At 73.1% G+C, this 24,766-nt stretch carries 24 protein-coding genes and 1 tRNA gene; 7 read left to right on the top strand and 18 right to left on the bottom strand.

Annotated features, from left to right (window positions below; genetic code table 11):
* Nucleotides 1–17: 17 nt before the first annotated feature.
* The 7 genes from ACZ51I_RS21275 to ACZ51I_RS21245 all read right to left on the bottom strand — a co-directional run bounded on the left by ACZ51I_RS21275 (nucleotide 18) and on the right by ACZ51I_RS21245 (nucleotide 6,325).
* A complete protein-coding gene (locus ACZ51I_RS21275) occupies nucleotides 18–782 on the bottom strand; it encodes an ABC transporter permease (RefSeq protein WP_468878018.1) in 765 nt (254 codons plus the stop codon).
* A complete protein-coding gene (locus ACZ51I_RS21270; RefSeq protein WP_468878016.1) occupies nucleotides 779–1,729 on the bottom strand; it encodes an ATP-binding cassette domain-containing protein in 951 nt (316 codons plus the stop codon). Before ACZ51I_RS21270 ends, ACZ51I_RS21275 begins: the two co-directional genes overlap by 4 nt.
* Before the next feature lie 137 nt (nucleotides 1,730–1,866).
* A complete protein-coding gene (locus ACZ51I_RS21265) occupies nucleotides 1,867–2,481 on the bottom strand; it encodes a PadR family transcriptional regulator (RefSeq protein ID WP_468878013.1) in 615 nt (204 codons plus the stop codon).
* A 96-nt stretch (nucleotides 2,482–2,577) separates the two neighbouring features.
* Nucleotides 2,578–2,955 (bottom strand): hypothetical protein, encoded by a 378-nt coding sequence (locus ACZ51I_RS21260; protein WP_468878010.1) that lies wholly within the window; start codon nucleotides 2,953–2,955, stop codon nucleotides 2,578–2,580.
* A 316-nt stretch (nucleotides 2,956–3,271) separates the two neighbouring features.
* The gene (locus ACZ51I_RS21255; protein ID WP_468878008.1) at nucleotides 3,272–3,829 is read right to left on the bottom strand and encodes a DinB family protein; all 558 of its coding nucleotides are present in this window, start codon (nucleotides 3,827–3,829) and stop codon (nucleotides 3,272–3,274) included.
* Nucleotides 3,830–3,932: 103 nt separating this feature from the next.
* Entirely contained in the window at nucleotides 3,933–5,390 is a 1,458-nt protein-coding gene (locus tag ACZ51I_RS21250; protein WP_468878005.1) for an aldehyde dehydrogenase family protein, read from the bottom strand.
* Between the two features lie 62 nt (nucleotides 5,391–5,452).
* A complete protein-coding gene (locus ACZ51I_RS21245; protein WP_468878002.1) occupies nucleotides 5,453–6,325 on the bottom strand; it encodes a helix-turn-helix domain-containing protein in 873 nt (290 codons plus the stop codon).
* Between the two features lie 396 nt (nucleotides 6,326–6,721).
* Between ACZ51I_RS21245 and ACZ51I_RS21240 the strand changes: the two genes are divergently transcribed.
* Nucleotides 6,722–7,219: an ATP-binding protein gene (locus tag ACZ51I_RS21240; protein ID WP_468878000.1), complete on the top strand. Its 498-nt coding sequence runs from the start codon at nucleotides 6,722–6,724 to the stop codon at nucleotides 7,217–7,219.
* A 64-nt stretch (nucleotides 7,220–7,283) separates the two neighbouring features.
* Here ACZ51I_RS21240 and ACZ51I_RS21235 read toward each other — a convergent pair whose 3' ends face one another.
* The 4 genes from ACZ51I_RS21235 to ACZ51I_RS21220 form a co-directional block, all read right to left on the bottom strand.
* Nucleotides 7,284–7,496: a DUF397 domain-containing protein gene (locus ACZ51I_RS21235; RefSeq protein WP_063992029.1), complete on the bottom strand. Its 213-nt coding sequence runs from the start codon at nucleotides 7,494–7,496 to the stop codon at nucleotides 7,284–7,286.
* Nucleotides 7,497–7,686: 190 nt separating this feature from the next.
* Entirely contained in the window at nucleotides 7,687–9,753 is a 2,067-nt protein-coding gene (locus tag ACZ51I_RS21230) for an FUSC family protein (protein WP_468877997.1), read from the bottom strand.
* 463 nt (nucleotides 9,754–10,216) lie between these two features.
* Nucleotides 10,217–11,365 carry a DUF2786 domain-containing protein gene (locus tag ACZ51I_RS21225; protein WP_468877995.1) on the bottom strand — a complete coding sequence of 383 codons (1,149 nt, stop codon included), beginning with the start codon at nucleotides 11,363–11,365 and terminating at the stop codon, nucleotides 10,217–10,219.
* On the bottom strand, nucleotides 11,341–11,733 hold the full coding sequence (locus ACZ51I_RS21220; protein ID WP_468877992.1) for a winged helix-turn-helix transcriptional regulator: 393 nt from the start codon (nucleotides 11,731–11,733) through the stop codon (nucleotides 11,341–11,343). The genes ACZ51I_RS21225 and ACZ51I_RS21220 overlap by 25 nt, the downstream gene beginning before the upstream one ends.
* A gap of 93 nt (nucleotides 11,734–11,826) precedes the next feature.
* Here ACZ51I_RS21220 and ACZ51I_RS21215 point away from each other — a divergent pair, with 93 nt between their 5' ends.
* A complete protein-coding gene (locus ACZ51I_RS21215) occupies nucleotides 11,827–12,648 on the top strand; it encodes an NAD(P)H-binding protein (RefSeq protein WP_468877989.1) in 822 nt (273 codons plus the stop codon).
* A gap of 249 nt (nucleotides 12,649–12,897) precedes the next feature.
* Here the strand turns inward: ACZ51I_RS21215 and ACZ51I_RS21210 are convergent, their stop codons facing one another.
* Together ACZ51I_RS21210 and ACZ51I_RS21205 are read right to left on the bottom strand one after the other, a co-directional pair.
* The gene (locus tag ACZ51I_RS21210; RefSeq protein WP_468878225.1) at nucleotides 12,898–13,455 is read right to left on the bottom strand and encodes a GNAT family N-acetyltransferase; all 558 of its coding nucleotides are present in this window, start codon (nucleotides 13,453–13,455) and stop codon (nucleotides 12,898–12,900) included.
* Nucleotides 13,456–13,508: 53 nt separating this feature from the next.
* Nucleotides 13,509–14,435: an NADP-dependent oxidoreductase gene (locus ACZ51I_RS21205; protein WP_468877987.1), complete on the bottom strand. Its 927-nt coding sequence runs from the start codon at nucleotides 14,433–14,435 to the stop codon at nucleotides 13,509–13,511.
* 141 nt (nucleotides 14,436–14,576) lie between these two features.
* On the opposite strand from ACZ51I_RS21205, the gene ACZ51I_RS21200 reads away from it, so the two are divergent.
* The 3 genes from ACZ51I_RS21200 to ACZ51I_RS21190 all read left to right on the top strand — a co-directional run bounded on the left by ACZ51I_RS21200 (nucleotide 14,577) and on the right by ACZ51I_RS21190 (nucleotide 18,182).
* Complete coding sequence (locus ACZ51I_RS21200; protein ID WP_468877985.1) at nucleotides 14,577–15,821, top strand: LuxR C-terminal-related transcriptional regulator; 1,245 nt, start codon at nucleotides 14,577–14,579, stop codon at nucleotides 15,819–15,821.
* A 90-nt stretch (nucleotides 15,822–15,911) separates the two neighbouring features.
* Nucleotides 15,912–17,603: a bifunctional 3'-5' exonuclease/DNA polymerase gene (locus tag ACZ51I_RS21195; protein WP_468877983.1), complete on the top strand. Its 1,692-nt coding sequence runs from the start codon at nucleotides 15,912–15,914 to the stop codon at nucleotides 17,601–17,603.
* 195 nt (nucleotides 17,604–17,798) lie between these two features.
* Nucleotides 17,799–18,182: a DUF6479 family protein gene (locus tag ACZ51I_RS21190; protein WP_468877981.1), complete on the top strand. Its 384-nt coding sequence runs from the start codon at nucleotides 17,799–17,801 to the stop codon at nucleotides 18,180–18,182.
* Nucleotides 18,183–18,304: 122 nt separating this feature from the next.
* On the opposite strand, the gene ACZ51I_RS21185 is transcribed toward ACZ51I_RS21190, so the two are convergent.
* On the bottom strand, nucleotides 18,305–18,958 hold the full coding sequence (locus tag ACZ51I_RS21185) for a pyridoxamine 5'-phosphate oxidase family protein (RefSeq protein WP_468878222.1): 654 nt from the start codon (nucleotides 18,956–18,958) through the stop codon (nucleotides 18,305–18,307).
* 181 nt (nucleotides 18,959–19,139) lie between these two features.
* Entirely contained in the window at nucleotides 19,140–19,949 is an 810-nt protein-coding gene (locus ACZ51I_RS21180) for a SidA/IucD/PvdA family monooxygenase (RefSeq protein WP_468877979.1), read from the bottom strand.
* A 13-nt stretch (nucleotides 19,950–19,962) separates the two neighbouring features.
* Here ACZ51I_RS21180 and ACZ51I_RS21175 point away from each other — a divergent pair, with 13 nt between their 5' ends.
* Both ACZ51I_RS21175 and lepB read left to right on the top strand, forming a co-directional pair.
* Complete coding sequence (locus ACZ51I_RS21175; RefSeq protein ID WP_468877977.1) at nucleotides 19,963–20,685, top strand: helix-turn-helix transcriptional regulator; 723 nt, start codon at nucleotides 19,963–19,965, stop codon at nucleotides 20,683–20,685.
* A 115-nt stretch (nucleotides 20,686–20,800) separates the two neighbouring features.
* Nucleotides 20,801–21,544, top strand: coding sequence for a signal peptidase I (lepB, locus tag ACZ51I_RS21170; RefSeq protein WP_468877974.1), 744 nt, complete (start codon nucleotides 20,801–20,803; stop codon nucleotides 21,542–21,544).
* Nucleotides 21,545–21,721: 177 nt separating this feature from the next.
* Here the strand turns inward: lepB and ACZ51I_RS21165 are convergent.
* The 3 genes from ACZ51I_RS21165 to ACZ51I_RS21155 form a co-directional block, all read right to left on the bottom strand.
* Nucleotides 21,722–21,795: transfer RNA gene (locus tag ACZ51I_RS21165), tRNA-Thr, on the bottom strand.
* Between the two features lie 86 nt (nucleotides 21,796–21,881).
* Entirely contained in the window at nucleotides 21,882–23,426 is a 1,545-nt protein-coding gene (locus tag ACZ51I_RS21160; protein ID WP_468877971.1) for an alpha/beta hydrolase, read from the bottom strand.
* Nucleotides 23,427–23,490: 64 nt separating this feature from the next.
* Nucleotides 23,491–24,693, bottom strand: coding sequence for a DNA polymerase III subunit delta' (locus tag ACZ51I_RS21155; protein WP_468877969.1), 1,203 nt, complete (start codon nucleotides 24,691–24,693; stop codon nucleotides 23,491–23,493).
* Nucleotides 24,694–24,766 lie beyond the last annotated feature (73 nt).

The following is a 24,766-nucleotide window of genomic DNA, read 5'->3' as shown; positions in this document are numbered from 1 at the left end:
CACCGGGCGGCCGGCCCCTACTTCCCGAGCCGCCCGAACCTCCTCACCGCCATCGGGAAGAACAGCACCAGCAGCACCAGCGGCCACACCACCGCCGCCGTGACGTGCCCCGGCTCGCCACCCGGGTTGCCGAAGAGGTCGCGCACCGCCGTCGCGGTCGCCGACATCGGGTTCCACTCCACGACCGTCCCGAGCCAGCCCGGCATCGAGTCCGGCGAGGCGAAGGCGTTGGAGAGGAAGCCGACCGGCCAGACCAGGATCTGCACGGCCTGCACCAGCTCCGCCCGTCCCGCGACCAGGGCGAGGAAGATCCCGATCCACAGCATCGCGAAGCGCAGCAGGAGCAGCAGCCCCAGCGCCCCGAGGGCGGCCCCGGGTCCGCCGTCCGGCCGCCAGCCGATCGCGTACCCCACGCCGACCATCACGCCGAGACCCACCGCCGACTGGAGCATGTCGGCGGCCGCCCGCCCGACGAGCACCGCCCCGTCGGTCATCGGCATGGACCGGAACCGGTCGATCACCCCCTTGTCCAGGTCCCGCGTCACCGCCGTCATCGTGCCTTCGAGGCCGAAGACCATGGTCAGGGTGAGCATCCCGGGCACCAGGTAGTCGACGTAGTCGCCGTCGACGGACCGCCCGCCACCGACCAGGTATCCGAACATCAGGAGCATCATCACCGGGAAGACCAGCCCGACGAGAACCTGCACCGGCTGCCGCGCCCAGTGGGCGAGTTCCCGCCGCGTCATGGTCCAGCAGTCGCTCATCGCGTACACCGCGCTCATGCCGCCACCTCCTTCTCCCGGGCCGTCAGGTGCAGGAACACCTCGTCCAGCGTCGGCCGCCGCAGGGCGATGTCCTCCGCCTCGATCCCGGCCGCCCCGAGCGCCCGGACGGTCTCGGCAAGCGCGGCCATCCGGTCCGCGACCGGCGCGCTGAGCCGCCGCCGGTCGGCGTCCACGCCCACCTCCGCCCGCTCCACGGGCAGCAGCCGGGCCGCCTCGTCGAGCCGTGCCGCGTCCCGGACGACCACGTCGATGCGATCGGCGCCCACCCGCGCCTTGAGCGCGTCGGGCGTGCCGTCCGCGACGACCCTCCCCCGGTCCACGACCGAGATCCGGTCGGCGAGCTGATCGGCCTCCTCCAGGTACTGCGTGGTGAGCAGGACGGTCGTGCCCCCGCCGACCAGGGAACGCACCGCGTCCCAGACCTCCACGCGCCCGCGTGGGTCGAGCCCGGTCGTCGGCTCGTCGAGGAAGAGCACCTCCGGCTCCGTGATCAGCGAGGCGGCCAGATCGAGCCGCCGCCGCATGCCGCCGCTGTACTGCCGGACGGGCTTGCGGCCGGTGTCCGCGAGGCCGAAGCGGTCCAGGAGTTCGTCGGCCCGCTGGCCGGCCCGCCGGGCGCCCAGGTGGTGGAGCCTGCCGAACATCTCCAGGTTCTGCCGGCCGCCCAGCTCCTCGTCGAGGGCGGCGTGCTGCCCGAGCAGCCCGATCCGGCGCCGTACCTCCCGGGCCCCGGTCCGTACGTCGTGGCCCGCGACGCGCACCAGACCCTCGTCGTGCCGCAGCAGCGTGGCCAGGATGCGTACGGTCGTGGTCTTGCCCGCGCCGTTGGGGCCGAGCAGGCCGTGGACGGTGCCCCGCCCGACGGCGAGGTCGAGCCCGTCCAGGGCGTCCTTCCCCCCGTACCGCTTCCGCGCGCCCTCCACGAGAACCGCTTCCGATGCCATCCGTCTCCTCTCCTACCGACACCGGGATCCCGATCCCCGAGATCCTCTAGTCAAATTTGACCAATGGTCGACGACGAAGGAGGGTATGCCCGTCCTGGGCATTAATCAAACTTGATTAATGCGAACCTCGGGCGGCGTCACGTCGCGTACGGGTTCTCCTCACCCTCCGCCAGCACGCCCACGAAGGGGGCGCCCTCGCCGGCGAAGACGTACGCACCGCCCTCGATCCGCTCGATGAGGCCGAGCGTCCACTCCTTGCCGGCGTCCGCAGAGTGGACCCACATGTGCATGATCTCGCCGATGTGCCCGAGATGTTCCGGGCCGCCCTCGGGCGTGTAGTACTCCGTGACAGCCGCCCGCCACTCGTCGAGGGCCCGCACCCGCCGGCGCAGCAGCTCCGCGGCCTCCTCGCGGGGCAGGTCCACCATGAAGCCGATGGCCGCCGACAGGACGTCCATCTTCTGGTCGTACGTGGTCAGCGCCTCGCGCAGCAGCGCGAAGTACTCCTCCGTTCCGCGCTCCGTCAGCTCGTACTCGACGCGCGGCGGCCCTCCCACCGCGCTCGGGGCGACCTCGTGCGCGTGCAGCAGTCCCTGCTTCGCCATCTGTTTCAGGGCGTGGTAGATCGAGCCGGGCTTGGCGTGGGACCAGTCGTGGGCGCCCCAGTACTCCAGGTCGTTGCGCACCTGGTAGCCATGGGCGCGGCCGTGCTGCTTGACGGCACCCAGGACGAGAAGTCGGATCGCTGACATGCCTCGATGTTAGTCAACCTTGACTAAGAGCGTCCGCCGGTAGACGAGGCAGCCGGGCGGGCAGAAGGCGCGGGGGCTGAGCGGGCTCTTCGCGGGTCAGTGCCAGTAGGAGGGCGAAGACGATCCGGAGCCGTTCCAGGAGATGATCAGGAGAAAGGCGATGATCGCCAACGGGATGACGATGAGCAGGGCGCACCCGATGGCACCGGGCAGGTTCTCCCTGCGGAGGCGCCGATCGAGCAGCTTGGCCTCGGGGGTGTCGTTGCGCCAGTGCGGCTGGAGCTCCGCGGTGCCGTCGGCGATCGCCCTGGCCACCCGGGCGACATCCTCGGGGTGGTACCCGCGCCACACGCTCTCACCCCAAGTGGAGTGCGACACACGGGTGTTCTTCCGGACCCCGTTGGCATTCGCGGTGGCGTCCAGGCAGGTCGCCCGGATGGTCGGCCAGGCGCGGGCCAGCTGTCTCTCGGACAACCAGGCAACGTGCTCCGGTTCGGCTGCTGCCACGGGCGCACCTACTCTCGGCTCACAAGCAGTCTCTCCCCGCTCCGGCCTGATGGGCAACACCCTCTCCTCGTCCCCGGCTTGGCTCCTCGTGCCGCCGATATCGACTGGACGTCCAAGGGCGGCCGCCCGTCCCGTACGGGCGGCGAGGCGAGAAACCGGTCTCGGATCGGGTCGAGAACGCGCGAGGGAACGGCCGGCACGGATCCCCGGTGATCACGAAACGCGGACAACTCCGTGATCGGGCGGACCGTGCCTGCCCCGCTACCGTCACCCACCTCATCCCCTACGGGCGGACGCCCTCAGCGGGGCTGTTCTCCTCCGCGATCAGGTCGAACGAACCCTTGCCGTCCAGCGACTCACGGATGATGTCCGCGTGGCCGGCGTGCCGCGCCATCTCCTCGACCAGGTGCAGCAGCATCCAGCGCATCGACACGCGCCCGTTCTCGGGGAACCAGGGCGCGGGCGGCAGCGGGAAGGTGTCCTCGAGGCTCGGCACGGAGCGGGCGAACTCCTCGGTCTCCTTCGCCACGCCCGCCCAGAAGTCGAGCACTTCCGGGATCGTCTCGCCCTCCACGAGCCGGAAGCCGTCGGCCCACGCCTCCTGGGAGCGAAGCCGCTCGTTCGGCCGCTGCTGTGCCATCCGCAGCCAGTTGAACTCCATCTCGGCGACGTGCTTGACCAGGCCGGAGAGGCTGAGCTCGCTGACACTGGGACGACTCGCCGCCTGCTCCTCGGTGAGTCCGAGGAGCGCGCGGCGGAGGGCGGCGCGCTGGGTCTCGACGAAGTCGAGGAGCGTGCCGCGCTCGTCGTTGTGGGCCTCTGTGGGAGCAAGGGCAACCATGATGTCCGCCTTCCATATCTGAGCCTTCTCGACACCGACCACGCTACGGAGGCTTGCGGACAGGGACTGTCCTAAACAGGAAACGGCTGCCCCTCAAGCGTGGTCAGAACGGGAAGCGGCTGCGGCCGTGCTGGATCGAGATCCACTTCTGGGTGGTGAAGGACTCCACCATCGCCTCGCCGTTGAGCCGCCCCACGCCCGAGTGCTTCTCACCGCCGAAGGGCACGATCGGCTCGTCGTGCACGGTGCCGTCGTTGATGTGGATCATGCCGGTGTGGATGCGCTTGGCGACCCGTACGCCCCGCTCGACGTCCCCGGTGTGGACGGCGCCGCTGAGCCCGTACGGGGTGTCGTTGGCGATCCGTACGGCCTGCTCCTCGCCGTCGAAGGGCACGATCAGCGCGACCGGGCCGAAGATCTCCTGGCTCAGGACCGGGGAGTCGGCGGCGAGGCCGGTGAGGACGGACGGCGAGACGAGGTTGCCGTCGACCGTGCCGTGCAGCAGCGCCGTCGCGCCGGCCGCCACGGTCTGGTCGACGAGCGAGGAGACGGACTCCGCCTGCTGGGAGTTGATGAGGGGGCCGATGTGGGTGGCGGGGTCGGCCGGGTCGCCGACGCGCAGGGTCTTCACCTTCGCCACGAACTTCTCGGTGAACTCCTCCTCCAGGGTGCGGTCCACCAGGATGCGGTTGGCGGCCATGCAGACCTGCCCCTGGTGCACGAAGCGGCTGAAGACGGCCGCGTCCACCGCGTAGTCGACGTCGGCGTCGTCGAGGACGATCAGGGCGCTGTTGCCGCCGAGTTCGAGCACGGCCTGCTTGAAGTTCTGCGCGCAGACCGTGGCGACGTGACGGCCGACCTTGTCGGAGCCGGTGAAGGAGATGACCTTCGGAACCGGGTGGGTCAGGAGCGCGTCGCCGATCTCCGCGATGTCGGTGACGACGACGTTCAGCAGGCCCGCCGGCAGACCCGCCTCCTCCAGGACCTTCGCGACCAGCGTGCCGCCGCAGACGGGCGTGTTCTGGTGCGGCTTGAGGACGACGGCGTTGCCGAGCGCGAGCGCGGGGGCGACCGACTTGATCGAGAGGAGGAAGGGGAAGTTGAAGGGGGAGATGACACCGACGACGCCGACCGGGACGCGGTAGACGCGGTTCTCCTTGCCGTCGACCGGGGAGGGCAGGATGCGCCCCTCGGGCCGCAGCGCCAGCTGGATCGCCTCGCGCAGGAACTCCTTGGCGAGGTGCAGCTCGAAGGCCGCCTTGAGACGGGTGCCGCCGAGCTCGGCGACGATCGTCTCGGCGATCTCCTCCTCGCGGTCCTCGACGATCCGCAGCGCGCGCTCGAAGACCAGCCGGCGCGTGTACGGGTTGGTCTCGGCCCACGCGGTCTGCGCGCGCTCGGCGGCCCGGTAGGCGCGGTCGACCTCGCCGGCGGTGGCGACGGTGATCGAGGCCAGCTTCTCCCCGGTGTACGGGTTGAAGTCGATGATGTCCCACGAACCGCTGCCGGGCTTCCACTCGCCGTCGATGTACTGGTGGGCCAGGTCGGTGAAGTGCGACATGGTGGAGACCCCTCTACCCGCTACCTGCAGTGCGACTGATGTGGCGTCATCGTACTGACGTATCAGGAGAGTTGGAGGAGTCCCCGGAGAAGGTCCCGGCTTTCGGCCGGATCCGGACCGTCCTGCTGGAGCTTCGCCATCACCCGCTCGTACTGGGCGACCTCCTCGCGCTTGTCGAGGTAGAGGGCGCTGGTGAGCTGCTCGAGGTAGACGATGTCGGAGAGGTCGGACTCGGGGAAGCTCAGCATCGTGAACGCGCCGCTCTCGCCGGCGTGACCGCCGAAGCTGAAGGGCATGACCTGCAGGGTGACGCCCGGATGTTCGGAGATCTCGATGAGATGCTTCAGCTGCCCCCGCATGACCGACCGGTCGCCGTAGGGGCGGCGCAGCGCGGCCTCGTCGAGGACGGCATGGAACTGCGGGGCGCGCTCGGAGACGAGTACCTTCTGGCGCTCCAGGCGGAGGGCGACCCGGCGGTCGATCTCGGCGCGCGGGGCGTCCGGCATGCCCCGGGTGACGACGGCCTGGGCGTAGGCCTCGGTCTGCAACAGGCCGTGGACGAACTGGACTTCGTAGACGCGGATGTGGGAGGCGGCGCCTTCCAGGCCGATGTACGTCTGGAACCAGCCGGGCAGGACGTCGCCGAAGCTGTGCCACCACCCGGCGACGTTGGCCTCGCGGGCGAGTCCGAGGAGCGCGCCGCGCTCGGCCTCGTCCCCGACCCCGTAGAGGGTGAGCAGATCCTCGACGTCCCTGGCCTTGAAGCTCACCCGTCCCAACTCCATGCGGCTGATCTTGGATTCGGACGCGCGGATGGAATATCCGGCCGCCTCGCGGGTGATCCCGCGCGACTCGCGCAACCGCCTCAGCTGGGAGCCCAGCAGGATGCGCCGCACCACACTCCCGCTCGCTCCGCTCGATTCGCCTGCGGTCACGGCTCTTCGCCTCCCCTTTACGGTGTCGAGCCCCCGTCGAGCCCCGGATTCTGCCATCAAACGCTTCAGCGCGTACACATTCGATTACGCAAAGGCGGCGACTTCCAGGCACCTGCCCAGCCGCTGCGGGCACGGGCGGGGGTACAACGCGGGCACAGGGGGGGCACGGTGGGGGCACAGAGCGGACACAGCGGGTGCGGAACCGGGGAAGTTCCCCTCATCGTGTGGACGACTTATGCACAGATTCGGCACGCAGACGGACAGGTCCGGCGCGTGCACGTGCATCTGCCCTTGCATCCAGTGGTCGCATTCGGAACCATGGTGCCCGCGCAGCCGCGTACTCGTTCGTGTTGTCGTGTTGTCGCACCACAGTCGCGATTCCCGGGAGTGCCTCGCATGGGGACGAATGGATCGACCGTGCTCGAGCCGTTACGGCAGGGCCTACCGCCGCTCGATCCCGGCGCCGTCTCCACCTCCGCCTCCTGCGCCCTGCCCGCCCGGTACGAAGCCGTGCGCGGGGCCCGCAAGTTCACCAGCGCCACGCTCGACCGCTGGGAGCTGACGGAGCGCTTCGACGACGTGGCCCTGGTCGTGTCCGAGCTCGTCACGAACGCGCTGCGGCACGCGGTGCCCGCGGACGCCCCCCAGGAGGAAGGCCAGAACCCGCCGGTCCGGCTGCACCTGATGCGCTGGGCCTCGCGCCTGGTGTGCGCCGTGCGCGACCCGAGCCGGGAGAGCCCGGAGGCGCGCGGCGGCGAGGAGGACTTCTCCGCCGAGTCGGGACGCGGCCTGTTCCTGGTGGACTCGTTCAGCGACAGCTGGGGCTGGCACCCCCTGGCCGGCAGGCTGCAGGGCAAGGTCGTGTGGGCGCTGTTCCGGATCGGCCCGGAGTAGCGCGGAGAGCATGGAAGAAGAGGAGAAGGGCCCCGACGGCAACCGTCGGGGCCCTTCTCGCGTCTCAGACCAGGTGGTCGAACTCTCCGTCCTTCACGCCCAGCAGGAGCGCCTCGATCTCCGCGGGCGTGTAGACGAGCGCGGGCCCGTCGGGGTGGCGCGAGTTCCGTACGGCGACGTCGCCCCCCGGCAGCTTCGCGAACTCCACGCAGGACCCCTGGGAGTTGCTGTGCCGGCTCTTCTGCCACACGACACCTCGCAGCTCCGTGGCCGCCATGCCGTTGTACGCGTGATGCGCATGATGCACTGGTAGCTCCCCGGGTGCTTGGTGCAGGTGTCAACTTCCTCGGATCATAGCTGTGTTCATATGCGGATGCATGAGCAGATGCACGTGCACAAGGGGTGGCGCGGCGGCTACGCGGCGGAGCGCCCCGAGGTCCTCGTGCGGCGGGACGCCCCCACGCTCTCTAGCGGTTCCGGCTCGGCCCCGTCAGGGCCGTCGTGAACTCCTCCAGGGTCTCCAGGAGCAGGACGGCGCCCTTGTGGAGGAGGAAGTGGTCCGGCGGCTCGGCGGACCAGGCGGTGAGCGTCTCGCGCAGCTCGTCCCAGTGGGGCTCCCCGCGCTCCCGAACCTCCTTCGCGCCCCGCTCCGTCGAACGGCGCAGGGCCTCCGCGAGGGGCGCCGCCGCGGGTACGGGCGGGGCGCCGTGCTCCGGCAGGTGCGCCTCCAGAAGCATCGCCACCCGGCCGAACTCCGCGAGCGCGCCCTCCGCCTGCTCCGCCGCCGCGTGCGAGAGCCCCCGGTGCCGCACCGGCTCGTGCGTCGCCCGGGCCAGCGCCTCCTGCCAGGTGACCCGGGCCGCACGGGTCCTCAGGAGCGCTTCCCGTACGTCGGGGCTGGCCGGCCCGGCCGGATGGGCGTACCGCGCGGTGACGACGGCCGCGTACCCGCCGACCGACGCCAGCCAGTCCGCGAGCCGGCCGCGCAGCCGCGGCGTCTCCCACGCCGGGTAGACGGCGTACGACAGCATCGCGAGGATCCCGCCGAGCAGGGTCAGCAGGGCCCGTTCCCGTACGGTCTGGGTCAGGCCCGCGCCGTCCATGCCCAGCAGGAAGACGACGTACGCGGAGACGCAGACCTGGGCGACCGCGTATCCCGTCCGCATCAGCAGGTACATCCCGAACGCGCACGCCACCGCGAGCGCGGCGGACAGGTACGTGCCCGGATGCGCCGACCGCACGACCCCCGTCGCGAGCGCCACGCCGACCAGGGTGCCGCCGAACCGCGCCACCGACCGGGCGTACGTCTGCGAGAAGTCCGGGCGCATCACCATCACCGAGGCCATCGGCGCCCAGTAGCCGTGGCCGAAGGGCAGCCACGTCCCCAGGAGATAGCCGGCGGCCGTGACCGCCGAGACGCGGACCGCGTGCCGCAGGACCGGGGAGTCGGGGCGCAGTTCGGCGCGCGCCTTCGCCACCACGACCGGTACGAGACGGACCAGGGTCGGGCGGGTTCGGGTCCCCTCGCCGGCGGGCTCCGACGTCTCCGTACGCGGCTCCGCCGTCTCGACGACGTCGCCGAGCAGTGCCGCCAGACGGAGCGCCGCCCGGCGGGACGGGCCCTTGAGGATCGCCCCGGTGTCCGGGGTGCGCAGGGCGGCGAGGGCGGGCGGGGGCAGGCGGACCGGTTCGGCGTGCCGGATCGCGTGCGCGGCGGCGTCCAGGACCTCGGCCGCCGCGCCGAGCAGCTCCCGCACCCTGGCCCGCTGCGGCCCCTCCCCCGGCACGCCGACCGCCGGGTCCGCGAGCGAGGCCAGGACCGGACGGATCCGCTCCGCGAGCCCGCGCGCCCCGTGCAGTTCCGCCGGGCGGGTACGGGCCTGGCGGGGCGTCACGGCGGCGGCGTTGCGGGCCGTCATGAGCGGTACGGGGTCGAACGGGGCGACCGGGTCGTGGCGCAGGCGGCGGGCGTAGTCCGCCTCGGCGGCGAGCGCGTCCGCGAGGGCGTCACGCTGGGCGCCCCAGCGGCGGACGGGGAGGACGACGACCAGGGCGGCCTGGACGAACCCGCCCGCGAAGATCATGGCGGCGTGGCCGGCGGCGGTGGCCACGGAGGTCGGGAGGGTGACGGTCACCAGCATGATCGCCACGTTGGAGGAGGCGATGATGCCGGCGGTCGGGCCCGCGGCCCAGGCCAGCCCCGACAGGAACGTCCACAGGAGCAGCAGGGCGAGGAACAGGGCGGTGTGGGCGCCGGTCAGATAGCCGAGGAAGGTGGACACGGCGAGGCTGGCGCCGGAGGCGAGGGCGAGGGTGGGGCGGGGGCGCCAGGAACGCTGGAAGGTGGCGATGGCCGCCTGGAAGGCGCCGAAGGCGGAGGAGACGGCGACGGCGGGGCCGAAGAGGGCGAGGGAGAGCCCGACGACGAGGGCGAGGCCGAGGGCGCCGCGGGCCGCGACGAGGGGTTCGAGCCGCGGCCGCTCGACGGCGAGCCCGGAGCGGGCGGTCTGCTTCAGCGCCCGGAGCCAGCTCATGCGGAGAGCGTATCCGTGAACCTTGACGAAACGGGCATTTCACTGTCGGCGGGGGGGGTGGCCGGGGGCGGGGGCGGGCAGGGTCTGCGGGGCCGGAAGCGGGGCGTGCCTGCGGGGCCGGGAGCGGGCAGGGTGCAGGGCCGGGGTGGAGCGCCCCGGGCGCATCCGTCCGTGGCGAGGCGCGGCACGCCGGGTGCGGGCCAGGGCGCGGGAGCCTGGGCCCGGCAAGGGGCGCCGTCCCGTCGTGCCCACCCCCGGGCTCTCGGCTTCGCTCGAGCAGGGGGACCACCATCGCCCTGCGGGACGCCTGCCCACACGGCGGGTGGCACCGCCCCGGCGGACGCGGGCTCGCACGCGGGTGGCGGGCGCGGGCCCACACGAGCCGCGGGCGCGGGCCCGTCCGGCGGTGGGCGCCCGCGGGGCGGGGGCGGGCGCGGTCCGTACGGGCGCGCGGGGCGCGGCCCTACGGCAAGTGAGGGCGGTGGGGGTGGAGGGTCGCCCGGTCGGCGGCTGTGGCGCCGTGTGTCCAACCCGCCTCGTCCCACGCCGCCCGGACCCGGCTCGTGCGGGTCTCCGGGAAGAGTTCGTCCGTCCGTGCGGTGACCGCGACCTCGCGCGAGGCGAGGGCCGGCAGCAGCGTCGGGGCCTCGGCGGCGACCCGCCGGGACGTCGCCGACAGCCGGGCGCCCAGCCGGTTCGCGTACGCGAGGAGGAAGGACTGCCGGAAGGACTTCGTGCGCTTCCGGCCGCCCGCCCGCTGCTCCGCCTCCGCCCGCGTCATCGCCGCCGTCCCCTGCACGAGCAGCGAGGTGTACAGCAGTTCCACCGGGTCCAGGTCCGACTCGAAGCCGACCACCGTCGAGAAGCCGTATGCCTCGTTCCACACCGACCGGCAGTGGTTCGCGGTCGCCACCGCGTCCAGCAGGATCGCCTTCGCCTGCTCGTACGGCGGCTCCACCCCGATCCGGATCGCGCCGGGCGTCTCCGGGGACGGCGCGCCCGCCGCGAGCGCCGCCTCGTCCAGGCTGTGCCGGGCCATCAGCTCCTGCGCCTTCGCGGTGAGCGCCTCCGCCTCCTCCGGGAACCCGGTCGCCTCCGCCTTCGCGAGCAGCGCCCTGATCCGGGTGAGCATCCGGGGCTCGCCCGCCACGGCCGGCGGCAGCGCCTCCCCCGGGACCGGCCCCACCGCGTCCAGGCGCGGCAGCCGGACGAGCAGCCGGTACAGCTCCAGGACGGTCGTCGCCTGCGAGAAGCGGTCCGGGGAACGGTCCCCCTGACGCCCTGCCACCGCGTCCAGTTCGTCGATCTGGGCCTGCCAGCGGTGCGGCAGCCGCCCGTAACCGGCCGTCTCCGCCCTGATCAGGCCCGAGAGCAGGCGCACGTGCTCGTCCGACAGCTCGCGCCGCGCCATCCGCGCCAGGTCGGCCGGCTGCCAGCCCCGTACCCACAGCGTCCGTACGAACTCCTCGCCGCGCCGCGCCACCTCCGCGTCCGCGCCCGGATCGGCGGCGAGCAGCGAGGCCGCCATGTCGAGGGAACCGTCGTCGCTCGCGTACAGCGCCTCGAACGCCTTCTCCAGGGTGGTGCTCACGCCGTGTCCCTCGCGTCCCATTCCTCGCGCGACCGGGCGATCACCGCGCGGTGGTCGAGCGACCAGTCGACCAGCTGCCTGATCAGCCGGGTCATGCTGTGGCCGGTCTCCGTCAGCGCGTACTCCACCTGCGGCGGGGTCGTCGGATACACGGTCCGCGAGACGAGCCCGTCCCGCTCGAGGCGGCGCAGCGTCAGGGTCAGCATCCGCTGCGAGACACCGGTGACGAGCCGCTGGAGCTCCCTGAACCGCCGCGGCCCGGGCGCGAGTTCGACGACGACGTGCACCGTCCACTTGTCGCCGAGCCGGTCCTGGACGTCCCGCACCCCGCAGTCCTCGGCGCAGCTCACCAGGGGCTCGGTGGTTACCTCCGTGTGCCCTTCCGACATCGATGTGCCTCCTTCCGCGATCTTGTCCGTCCGGTCACGATGATCCTCGACAGTCCTCGATGGTCTCAGCCGTCACGATCCCTGGGGTAATCCATGCTGCTCGTCACCGGCGTCTCCGGCGCCCTCGGCTCGCTCGTCGCCGAACGGCTCGCGGGCCGCGACGACGTCGTCCTCGGCACCCGCGCCGGGCTTCCGGGCACCCGCCGGCTCGACTTCGACGCGCCGGAGACCCTGCCGGAGGCCTTCGCCGGTGTGGAGACCCTGCTCCTCATATCCGCCGGCTACGGCGAGGACGACGTCGTGATCGCCCGCCACGAGGCCGCGATCTCCGCCGCCGAGGCCGCCGGTGTCCGGCACGTCGTCTACACGAGCCTCTCCGGCGACGGCGACCACCTCACGTACGCGCTCGCGCACCGCTGGACCGAGCGGCGGCTGCGGCGGTCCACGACGCTCGACTGGACGATCCTCCGCAACGGCCTCTACGCCGAGTTCCTGACCTGGATCGCCGCCCCCGACGCGGAGAACCGCATCACCGGCCCGCTCGGCGAGGGCCGCCTCGCCGCCGTCGCCCGCGCGGACCTCGCCGACATCGCCGCCTCCGTCGCCACGGACCCGGCCGCGCACCGGAACCGGGTGTACGAGCTCGTGGGCGAGCGCCCCCTCGGCGGCGCCGACCTGGCGGCGGCCCTCGGAGCCGAGTACTCCCCCGGGACGCTCGCGGAGGCCCGTACCGCGATCGCCGCCTCCGGGGCCGTGCCCTTCCAGGTGCCGATGCTGGCGAGCACGTACTCGGCGATCGCGCACGGCTTCCTGGACGGTACGGGCGTGGAGCGCAGCGATCTGCGCGCGCTGCTCGGCGGGCGCGAACCGCTCGACGCGCTGGAGGTGTTCGTGAAGGCGGTACGGGAGGGGTAGGGGGGTCCCGTCCACAGCCTGTGGACAGGTTTCGCGCCCGCTGGACCGGCCACTTGCGGCGGTCGCGGCGCCGGCCGCCTCCGCGTGGCGGCTCACGCGCCGGGCCGCCATGGTGGGACGACGGGGCGGTGGCCGGGGTCGGAGCCGGGTCACCGCCCCACCCGCGGGCCTCGCGTGCGCGGTGCGGCCCGTGTCCGCCCGCCCCACCCCCGTGCGGGCGGGCGGACACGGGCCGTGCGGGCGGTCGGGCTACCCGGCGGCGCCGGCGCGCCAGTCCGGGGCCAGGATCGACCAGATCTCCTCGTCGTGCCGCTTGCCCCGGTACGGGTAGCTGCCCCGCAGGACGCCGTCCCTCGTCATGCCCAGCCGCCGGGCGACCGCGATGCTGGGCTCGTTGTCGGAGGAGACGACCCACTCCACGCGGTGGATCCCGCGCACCGAGATCGCCCAGTCGATGAGCGCCCGTGCCGCCCGCGTCACCAGGCCCTTGCCGACGCCCGCCGGCTCCAGCCAGCAGCCCGCCTCGGCCGTGCCGTCCGCGATGTCGAGCTTGCGGAGGATCACCGCGCCGACGAGCGTCCCGTCGTACCAGATGCCGTGGATGCGTCCGGTGTCGGCCGCCGCCCTCTCCGCGTACGCGCGGAGGAAGGCCCGGCTCGACTCCAGGTCCGTCACGACGTCGGGGAGCCCGTTGCGGGCGCCGATGAACTCCCGTCCCCGGTCCATGTGCGCGAGGAACTCATCGGCCTGCCACGGTTCGAGCGGGCGCAGCTCCGCGCCGTCGTCACCCAGGGACATCGCGTACATCGGCATCGCCTTTCTCCGTCGGGACCGAGGGATCCTCCCACGGCCCCCGGCCCCTACGGGATCAGGACGATCTTGCCCCGCGCGTGGCCCGACTCGCTCGCCTCCTGGGCTCGGGCCGCCTCCTTCAGCGGCAGGGTGTCGGCCAGGCGGACCGAGAGCGCGCCCTCCGTCGCCAGGCGTGCCTGGGCGGTGAGGCCGCGCCGTACCGCGTCCGGCTCCCCCGTGACGCCCGAGAAGACGATGCCGTGCTCGGCCGCGTCCGTCGCGGCGATCGTGACGATCCGTTCCTTCGCCGCGTCACCGCCGCCGAGGAGCTCGACGGCGACCGGCAGCACGCCGTGCCCGGCCGCGTCGAAGACGGCGTCGACGCCCTCCGGGGCGGCGCCGCGGACCCGGTCGGCCAGGCCGTCCCCGTACGTCACGGGGACCGCGCCGAGTTCCCGCAGGTAGGCGTGGTTGGACTCCGAGGCGCTGCCGACGACCGTGATTCCGGCCGCGACCGCGAGCTGCACGGCCACCGAGCCGACGACGCCGGCCGCGCCGTGCAGGAACAGCGTCTCGCCCTTCCGTACCCGCAGCAGGTCCAGGACGCGCTGGGCGGTCTCGCCCGCCACCGGGAGGGCGGCGGCGGCCTCCCAGGAGAGCCCGGCGGGCTTGGGCGCGATTATGCCGGCGATGGCGTACTCGGCGTAGGCGCCCGTCTTCGTCCAGCCGAGGACCTCGTCGCCGACGGCCAGGTCGGTGACGCCCTCGCCGAGCGCGTCGACCGTGCCGGCGAACTCCAGGCCCGGGACGGCGGGGAAGGTGGTCGGGTAGAACTCCTCGACCCAGCCGTAACGCCGCTTCCAGTCCACCGGGTTGACCCCGACCGCCGCCACCCTGACCCGGACCTCGCCGGGGCCGGGCTCCGGCTTGGCGACGCCGGTCTCGTGGCGCAGCACCTCGGGGCCGCCGAACTCCTCGTACACGATCGCTTCCATCTCAGCCTCCGCTGCCGCCCGTTCGCTCTTGATGCCCCAAGCCTGCGCCCGCGCACCCCTTCCCCCCGCCCTCCCAAGGGCCAGTCCCACCTGGCCGAAAGACGGGCCGTCACCTGTGCGCCGCTGACTAGGCTGAGCCGCATGGACGCGCAGACGCTGACCACCGCGTACGAGATCATCCGGCAGCCGCTCGGGGAGATCCTCCCCAAGGTCTCGGCCGCCCTCGCCCCGCTGGTCCCGCACGTGGACGCGGCCGAACTCTCCACCCACTGCGCCCATTCCCCCTTCAAGGCACTCGGCGGTACGGAACTGCTGACCGCCGCCGAACTGGCACCGCTGCTCGCGGCGGGCGTCCCCGGCGCCCCCTGGCAGGGCCGCGCGAGGATCGGGGGCCGGGAGCGCGAGGTCGTCGCCGTCACCAGTCACGCGACCCGGCGCGGGGCGGTCCTCGTGCTCGTACGGGAGGACGGCACCGCCCCGGCCGACGCGCACGCACTCACCGTGGCGCAGGCGCTGTGGGACCTGGTCACCGGGCACTTCGACCGGTTCGCGACGGAGGCCCTGCCGGGGGCGCTCGCCCGCTCACGGGCCGCCGCCGACACCCGGGCCCGGGTGATCGCCGAACTCACCGCCTCGCACGCGGCGGCGCTCTCCGGCGTCCTCGGGGTGCTGCGCAGCCGGGCCCTGGACGACACCACGGCCCGGACGACCGCCACCGACCTGGCCGCGTCCGCGCTCATCGAGTGGCGGGCCGAGCAGCGGCGGGACCGGGCGCTCGCGGAGGAGCCCGCGCAGGACGCCTTCGAGCGGCTCGCGGGCGAGCTGCGGCCGATGCTCCGGCACAGCAAGGTCCGGATCGACCTGGGCGCGCCGGACTCGCCGCGCTCACTCGCGGCGGACGTCGCGCACAGCGCGCGGGCGATCGTCCGGTCGCTGCTCCTCATCGTCCTGGAGCAGGACTCCGTGCGGCGGGTCCACGTCGGCTGGCAGCTGACCGAGCACGAACTGCGGGCCTCGGTGCGGGACGACGGGGCGGGCGCCCTCGCCCCCTGTGACCTGGGCGCCGGCACGATCCGGGACCGGCTCGACGTGCTCGGCGGGCGGCTCGACATGGACGCGGTCCCCGGCTGGGGCACGACGATCACGGCCGTCATCCCGCTGGCGACCCCGGAGGCGCCGGTCGAGGCGGCCCACCCGCTGACCGGGCTCGGCGAACGGGAGGTGGAGGTGCTGCGGCACCTGGCGCTCGGACACCGGAACCGGCGGATCGCGGAGCAGTTGCACATCAGCGAGTCGACGGTGAAGTTCCACGTGGCGAACATCCTGAACAAGCTGGGGGTCGACTCCCGGGGGGAGGCGGCGGCGCTCTTCCACGCGGCGGCGTAGGGCCTGTCCGCCCGGCCAGGGCGCGGGCCCCACGGGCGGCGGGCGCGGCGGCGCCGGGCGGTGTCAGTGGGGGGTGCCAGACTCGCACCCGTGAGCGAGAGGTGGGCGCTGGGCGTCGAGGGCGAAGGGGACGGAGCGCTGCTCGTGCCCCTCGGCCCGGACGGCCTGCCCGCCGGGCCGACGCGGCGCGAGCCCGACCTGGTGGCGGCCGTGCGGGCGCGGCCCGAGGTGGCCCGCTGGGTCTGGCGGTCGACGGCCGAGGTCTATCCGCGGCTCCTCGCCGCCGGCGTCCGCGTCGAGCGCTGTTACGACATCGAGGACGCCGAGCAGCTCCTCCTCGGCCACGAGGGCCGGCTCGGCGAGCCGCGTTCGGCCGCCGCCGCCTGGGCGCGCCTGCGCGACGCCCCCGTACCGCCGGATCCCCCGCAGCGCGCCGCCGAGCCCGGTTCGCAGGACTCCCTCTTCGAGCCGCGCCCCACCGCCTCCGTGCCCTTCGACGGGCTCCTCGCGGTCTACGCGGAGCAGCTGCGCCGCCACGACCGGGCGGAGCATCCGGGCAGGATGCGGCTGCTCACGGCCGCCGAGTCGGCGGGCATGCTGGTGGCCGCCGAGATGCACCGGGCCGGGCTGCCGTGGCGGGCGGACGTGCACCGGGAGCTGCTGACCGAGCTGCTCGGCGAGCGCTACGCGGGCGGCGGCGAGCCGCGCCGCCTCGCGGAGCTCGCGGACGAGGTGTCGGCGGCGTTCGGCCGCCGGGTCCGGCCGGACCTGCCCGCCGACGTGGTGAGGGCCTTCGCGCAGGCCGGCATCCGGATCAGGTCCACGCGCCGCTGGGAGCTCGCCGAGATCGACCACCCGGCGGTGGAGCCGCTCATCGCGTACAAGAAGCTGTACCGGATCTGGACGGCGCACGGCTGGTCCTGGCTGGCCGACTGGGTCCGGGACGGCCGCTTCCGGCCGGAGTACCTGCCGGGCGGCACGGTCAGCGGGCGCTGGACGACCAACGGCGGCGGCGCCCTGCAGATCCCGAAGGTGATCCGGCGGGCGGTGGTCGCCGACGAGGGCTGGCGGCTCGTGGTGGCCGACGCCGACCAGATGGAGCCGCGCGTCCTCGCCGCGATCTCCCGCGACCCGGGCCTGATGGAGGTCGCCGGACACCCCGACGACCTCTACACCCGGCTCTCCGACCGGGCCTTCTCCGGCGACCGGAACCACGCCAAGATCGCGCTGCTCGGCGCGATCTACGGGCAGACCAGCGGCGACGGCCTGAAGAACCTGGCGGCGCTGCGGCGCCGCTTCCCGCGCGCGGTGGCCTACGTCGACGAGGCGGCGAAGGCGGGCGAGGAGGGCCGGCTCGTACGGACCTGGCTCGGCCGGACCAGCCCGCGGGCGGTCGGCTCGGGCGAGGACGGGGAGGCGGGACTGCCCCAGGAGGCGGGGGAACCGGAGCCGGAGAGCGGCGAGTTCGTCCCGGGGTACGCCTCGGGGAACGCACGGGCGCGCGGCCGGTTCACCCGCAACTTCGTCGTCCAGGGCAGCGCCGCCGACTGGGCGCTCCTGATGCTCGCGGCGCTGCGGCGCTCCCTCTCGGGGATGCGCGCGGAGCTGGTGTTCTTCCAGCACGACGAGGTGATCGTGCACTGCCCGGCGGAGGAGTCGGAGGCGGTGACGGAGGCGATCCGGGCGGCCGGGGAAGAGGCCGGGCGGATCGCGTTCGGGGAGACGCCGGTCCGCTTCCCGTTCACGACGGCGACGGTCGAGCGGTACGCGGACGCGAAGTAGCCGGGGAGGGGCACGTGCGGCGCGGTTCGGCGGTACGGGACGGCGCTCGGTGGCCGAGCGGAACAGGTGCCCGCGTCTCATGGACGCCTTGGGGGCGCGGAAACGTTTCAGCCGAACAGGGGAACATTCGCGGGATTCGCAGAGGATGTCCCGCTCGACGTATCCGAAGAAGCGGAATCGGGTAATCCTGTTGGTATGAACACTCTCAGCGCAGCAGAGATCCTGGCCGCTGGGGTCTGGCAGTCAGGTCTTGGACAGGTTCTCGGCGGCCTCGTCCTCGTCGCCGTACTCATCGGGGCCTTCTGGTTCGGCTTCCGGATCCGCAACCGCGAGCCCGGACCTCCGTCGCCTGAGGAGCAGCCGCACCGGCCGGACACCGGCGCGCTGCCCGGCGAGATGTCCGAGTACCGCAGGCCGGCCGAGATGCCCCAGACGGACGGCGAACACCGGCTCATGCCCTACCAGCTCAAGGACTCCGGCACGGAGACCTCCCCCGACCCGCCGAGCGAGGAGAAGCGCAAGTGGGGCGGCATCTCCAGCGGTGGCTTCGGCAGCGGAGGCACGGGCCACGGCGACTGACACGGACTGCCGTCGCGGCCATCGCCCGATGCGGACTTCCTGCTACGGACTGTTACGGACTGTTACGGACACAGGTGAGCCCAGCCTATTCAGGCTGGGCTCGGTCCCGTGGTGCGGCGGTTTCACCGCCCGGGAAGGGACTCTCCCGAAAGGGGCGCGCCCGGGGTCCGGCCCGCGCGTGAGGCGATGTGGGCCGGTGCGGCGAAGTCCGCCGGGAGGATCGGGTCGGTGACCGGTTCGCCGAAGGTGGTCAGCACCGGCAGCACCCCCGCCCACAGGCCGAGCGCCGCGTCCTCGGACTCGCCGTCGTCCGGCGGCCCGTCGGCGGTCTTCACCGAGGCCTCGGTCAGGTCGAGCGCCAGGAGCGCCGTCGCGGCCAGTTCCTTGCGGCTCGGCTGCCGCGCGTACTCCCACTGGCCCGGGGAGCTCTGCTCGGTCAGGGCCCGCAGGCCGCGCAGCTTCTCCTCCGGGTCGGTGACGAGCTCGGGGACGCCGTAGATCATCGCGCAGCGGTAGTTGACGCCGTGCTCGAAGACGGAGCGGGCGAGGACGAGGCCGTCGACGTGGGTGACCGTGACGCAGACGGTGGTGTCGGGGGCCTGCACCAGGCTGCGGCTGGCGACCGAACCGTGCAGGTAGAGCCGGTCGCCGTCCACGCCGTACGCGGTGGGCACCACCATGGTCGTGCCGTCGACGGTGACGCCGAGGTGGCACAGGAAGCCCGCGGCGAGCACGGCGTCCAGGTCGGCCCGCCGGTGGCTCCCCTTGTGCCGCATCCGACGGAGCCGGGTCCGCTCGGTGACGGCCAGGTCAGCGGCGGCGGCAGCCGGATCCGTACCGGCGACCGGCTCGACGGCCGGCTCGTCGCCGGTCTCCGTGGTGATGCTCATGGTGCCCTCTCGTTCAGGCTGTCTTTCGGGTGGGACGTGTGTGGCTACGTGTTTGTTCTACGGGTGATCAGCCCGTCACCGCCACCGGCGCCCGCCTGTCGGAACGGCGGCTCGCCACCAGGGAGTCGCAGATCTCGCCGGCCCGCACGGCGGCCATCGACAGCAGGTTGGCCGTGATGCCGTGCGAGTGCTCGGTACCGCCCATCAGGTAGATCCCGGCCTCCACCTCGGACGAGGTCGCCACCCGGTAGTCGCGGCGCACCCGCAGCCGGCCGTCCTCGTCGCGCGCGCAGGCGGCGTCGAGCTCACCGAGCAGCCGGGCCGGGTCGGGCTCGAAGTAGCCGGTGGCGTAGACGACGGCGTCCGCGTCCATCGTCTCCGTCTCTCCGGTGGCGAGGTTCCGCACCTGGACGCGGACGCCGTCCGGGCCCTCCTCGACCTCGGTGAGCCGGGTGACGCCGAGGATCCGCAGCCGCTGCTCCCCGCGGACCTTCTCCTGGTACGAGCGGCGGTAGAGCTCCTCGATGAGGTCCATGTCGACGACGCCGTAGTTGGTGTTGCGGTGGTAGTCCATGAGCGTGCGGCGGACGGACGGCTCGGCCGCGTGGTAGAGGTCGACGGCCTCCGGGTCGAAGATCCGGTTGGCGTACGGGCTGTCGTCGGCCGGGCTGTAGCCGTACCGGGTGTGGACCGCGACGACCTCGGCGCCCTCGTACGTACGGTGGAGGTGGTCGGCGATCTCGGCGGCGCTCTGCCCGGCCCCGGCGACGACGAAACGGCGGGGGTTCGCGGTGGACAGGGCGGCGAGGCGGTGCAGGAACTCGCTGCTGTGCCAGAGGCGTTCGGAGGACCTGACGCCCTCGGGGAGCCGGGGCACCAGGCCGGTGCCGATGACGAGGTTCCGCGCGCCGCTGTACGAGTCCCACCTGCTCCGGCTGACGCACCTGCGGCAGGCGGAGTACGTGGAGCTGCTCACCGACCTGCGCGCGGTACGGGAGGCCATCACCGAGCTGGGCCGGACCTGCGAGCGCGAGGTGATGACGGCGCAGCCGGGCGGCGGACGGCGCGCGGAGGTCCTCGAGGAGGCGGTGGCCCGCGACGAGGAGCTCCTGCGCCGCGGCGTGCGGATGCGCGTCCTCTACCAGCACACCGCCCGTTTCTCCTCGGGCACCTGCGCCTATGTGGAGCGGGTCGGGCGGCTCGGAGCCCAGGTGCGCACGCTGGACGACGAGTTCATGCGCATGCTCGTCTTCGACCGGTCAACGGCGGTCATCCCGGTCCCGGACGACCCGCACGCGGCGGTCCTGATCCGTGAACCGCACGTGGTCGCCTTCATGGTGGGGGCGTACGAGCGGCTGTGGCTGGAGGCGCTGCCGTTCGAGACGGAGTGGGACCGGCAGACCATCATGGACATCTCCGACGAGCTGAAGCAGACCATCGTCAGGCTCCTCACCGAAGGTCTCACCGACGCGGCGATCGCCCGCCGCCTGGGCCTCTCGGTGCGCAGCTGCCGTCGCCATGTCGCCGACGTGATGGCCGCGCTCGGCGCCGAGAGCCGCTTCCAGGCGGGCTATCTGCTGGCCCAGCAGGACCGCGAGCAGCCGGCCTCGTGAGGAGGACCGGGGGGTCACCCGTACGTGGTGAAGAAACGGTGCGCGGTCAATCGCCGGCCGCCATCGGGCATAGGGTCCGTGCATATCGCAGGGATTCGACGAAATCGGGTGAGACGTGGGGGACTTGGTGATCGAGACGCGCGCCGACCGGGAGGACCCGGAGGGAGGCCCCCCGGACGAGACCGCTCCGGCCGCCGGCCGCGGCCCGAAGCGGCGCCGCCCGCTCTGGATCGAGCTGCCGTTCCTCTGCGGGATCGCGCTCGTCCTGGCCTTCCTGATCAAGACGTTCCTGCTCCAGGCGTTCCTGATCCCGTCGGGCTCGATGCAGAACACCCTGCAGGTGGACGACCGGGTCCTGGTCGACAAGCTCACGCCGTGGTTCGGCTCGGAGCCGGAGCGGGGCGAGGTCGTCGTCTTCCGCGACCCGGGCGACTGGCTGGCGGGGCAGCCGGTGAAGGAGCCCAGCACGGTCCAGAAGGCCCTGGGCTTCGTCGGTCTGATGCCGGCGGTCGGGGAGAAGCACCTGATCAAGCGGGTCATCGGGGTGGCCGGCGACACGGTGGAGTGCGCGGGCGAGGGCCCCCTGAAGGTGAACGGCAAGGCGCTGACCGAGCCTTATGTCTTCCCGGGGAACACGGCCTGCAGCACGGACCCGGCCGGCCAGTTCAAGGTCACGGTCCCCGCCGGCCGCCTCTGGGTGATGGGCGACCACCGACAGGCCTCACAGGACTCCCGCTACCACCAGGACGACCCCCGCGCCGGCATGGTCCCCGTCCCGGACGTCGTCGGCCGCGCCGTCGTGGTCGCCTGGCCGATCGCCCACTGGTCGACCCTCCCCGTCCCGGACACCTTCGACTAGGACCGTCCGGCCGATCATGTGACCACTCCGCAGCCTTGAGTTGCACATGCGGGGTGAGCTGACGGATGCCGAGCGGGAACGGCCGCGGCCGTTCCCACGGCGCTCCCGCGCACGACGCGCACCACCCGGGCATGAAAAAACCCCAGGTCACGGCGAGTGAGTCCTGGGGTAATTCCGAGCCGCCTTCGGGATTCGAACCCGAGACCTACGCATTACGAGTGCGTTGCTCTGGCCAACTGAGCTAAGGCGGCGCCGCCGTGCGGTCCCATGGTGGGTGCAGCAGCGACGCCAAGTCTACACAGTTTCCGGAGGTGCTCCGACCACCCCCGGACCAGGCCTATGAGCAGCGCTTTCCGTCTGCCGGAGGGGTGCCTTCGAGGAGGTAGGTGTTGATCGCGGTGTCGATGCAGTCGCTCCCCCGGCCGTACGCCGTGTGGCCGTCGCCCTCGTAGGTCAGCAGGGTGCCGGAGGAGAGCTGGCCGGCCAGGGACTGGGCCCAGTGGTACGGGGTGGCCGGGTCGCGGGTGGTGCCGACGACGAGGATCGGGGCGGCGCCCTCGGCGGTGATGCGGTGCGGGTGGCCGCTGGGCCGGGTGGGCCAGTGGGTGCAGTTGAGGGCGGCCCAGGCGAGGCCCGCGCCGAAGACCGGGGAGGCCTTCTCGAAGGACGGGACGGCCTTCTCCACGTCGGCGGGGCCGGTGTAGGCGGGCGGCAGGTCCAGGCAGTTCACGGCGGCGTTGGCGAACATCAGGTTGGCGTACGTGCCGTCAGCCTCCCGCTCGTAGTAGCTGTCGGCCAGCGCGAGGAGGCCGGCGCCCTCGCCGCCCATCGCCTGGGTGAGGGCCTCGCGCAACTGGGGCCAGGCGCCCTCGTCGTACATGGCGGCGATCACCCCGGTGGTGGCGAGGGACTCGCCGAGCGCGCGGCTCTCGCCCGTCGGCACGGGCTTGGCGTCCACGTCGCGGAAGAACTTCTTCATCGCCTCCCCGGCCGCTGCGACGGACCCGGTGCCCAGGGGGCAGTCCGGTTTGCGGACGCAGTCGGCGGCGAAGGCGCGGAAGGAGGTCTCGAAGCCCCCGGTCTGGTCCCGGTTGAGGTCGAGCGCGGAGAGCGCGGGGTCCATCGCCCCGTCGAGGACGAGCCGGCCGACGCGGTCGGGGAACAGTTCGGCGTAGGTGGCGCCGAGGAACGTGCCGTACGACGCCCCCACATAGGTGAGCTTCCCGTCGCCGAGGACCGCCCGCAGGATGTCCATGTCACGGGCCGTCTCGACGGTGGAGACATGGGGCAGGACCTTCCCCGACTTCTTCGCGCAGCCGGCCGCGAACTCCTTGAAGGCCGCGCCGAGCGCGTCGATCTCCGCCGGGTCGTCGGGGGTCTGGTCGACCTGCGTGTACGCGTCCATCTGCGGGCCCGTCAGGCACTCGACGGGCTCGCTGCGGGCGACTCCGCGCGGGTCGACGCCCACCATGTCGTAGCGGGCGCGGACGGGCGCCGGATAGCCGATGCCCGCGTACCCCTGGAGGTAGCCGACGGCGGAGCCGCCGGGGCCGCCCGGATTGACCAGGAGCGAGCCGAGCCGCTTGCCGGGGCCCGTGGCCCGGACCCGGGAGACCGCGAGCGCGATCTCCTCCCCGTCCGGCTTCGCGTAGTCGAGCGGGGCCCGCAGCGTGGCGCACTGGAAACCGTCGGCCCCGCAGTCGCGCCACTTCAGCTTCTGGCCGTAGAACCTCTCCAGCTTCGGCGCCCCGGACGAGGATGCGGGCGCCGGCGAGGTCGTCCGGGACGCGGCGGCGTCGCTTCCGCCCGAGCAGCCGGAGAGGATCAGCCCGGCGGCCGCGAGGGCCGTGGCGGACGTACGGAGCAAGCGCCTGGAATCCATCCCCGGAGCGTATCCGGACCGGTACGGACCGTGTCCAATCGCTTCCCGGCGCCGGCCCACGGTGTCAGCCCCGCAGCGCCATCGTCATCGCCTCCACCGCGAGCAGCGGCGCCACGTTCCGGTCGAGGGCCTCGCGGCAGGCGAGGACCGCCTCGATGCGGCGGAGGGTCCGCTCCGGGGTGGTGTCGCGGGCGATCCGCTCCAGCGCGTCCCGCACGTCCGTGTTCGCCAGGGCCGAGCGGGAGCGGAGCTGGAGGGCCAGGACGTCACGGTAGAAGCCGGTCAGGTCGGTGAGCGCGAGGTCCAGGCTGTCGCGCTGCGTCCGCGTCCTGCGCCGCTTCTGCCGCTCCTCCAGCTCCTTCATCGCCCCCGCCGTACCGCGCGGCATACGGCCCCCCTGCGTCGCGCCGAGGGCCGCCTTCAGATCCTCGGTCTCCTTGACGTCGACCTCCTCCGCGGCCTGCTTCGCGTCCTCCGCGGCCGCGTCGACCAGCTCCTGCGCGGCCTTGAGGCAACCGCCGACGTCCTCGACGCGCAGCGGCAGCTTCAGGACGACGGACCGGCGCGCGCGGGCCCGCTCGTCGGTGGCGAGCCGCCGGGCCCGGTCGATGTGGCCCTGGGTGGCGCGGGCGGCGGCCCGGGCCGTCTCCGGGTCGATGCCGTCGCGCCGTACGAGCAGATCGGCGACGGCCTCCACCGGCGGGGTGCGCAGGGTCAGGTGCCGGCAGCGGGAGCGGATCGTGGGCAGCACGTCCTCCAGGGAGGGCGCGCAGAGCAGCCAGACCGTACGCGGGGCGGGCTCCTCGACGGCCTTCAGGATCACGTTCCCCGCGCCCTCGGTGAGCCGGTCGGCGTCCTCCAGGACGATGACCTGCCAGCGGCCGCCCGCCGGGGAGAGCTGGGCGCGCCGGACGAGCTCGCGGGTCTCCTTCACACCGATGGACAGCAGGTCCGTACGGACGATCTCGACGTCCGCGTGCGTGCCGACGAGGGTCGTGTGGCAGCCGTCGCAGAAGCCACAGCCCGGCGCCCCGCCGAGCGCCCGGTCGGGGCTCACGCACTGGAGCGCTGCGGCGAAGGCCCGCGCGGCGGTCGCCCGGCCGGACCCCGGAGGGCCCGTGAAGAGCCAGGCGTGGGTCATCTTGGACGACTCGGGGTCCGGCCCGCCGGCGGAGTGGACGGTCACGAGCGCGTCGGCGTCTCGCGCGGCGGCGGCGAGCTGCTCCTCGACCCGGGTCTGTCCGACCAGGTCGTCCCATACGGCCATGTCTGCCCCTCCTCAGGTACGTCCTCCATTGTGGGGCAGCGCTCTGACAACCCCCGTCGGGGACGGGGGCGGG

The organism is Streptomyces sp. NPDC034084 (assembly GCF_055575535.1).
Note: the sequence above shows the minus strand (reverse complement) of the source record. Positions and strands in the feature narration are given on the sequence as shown.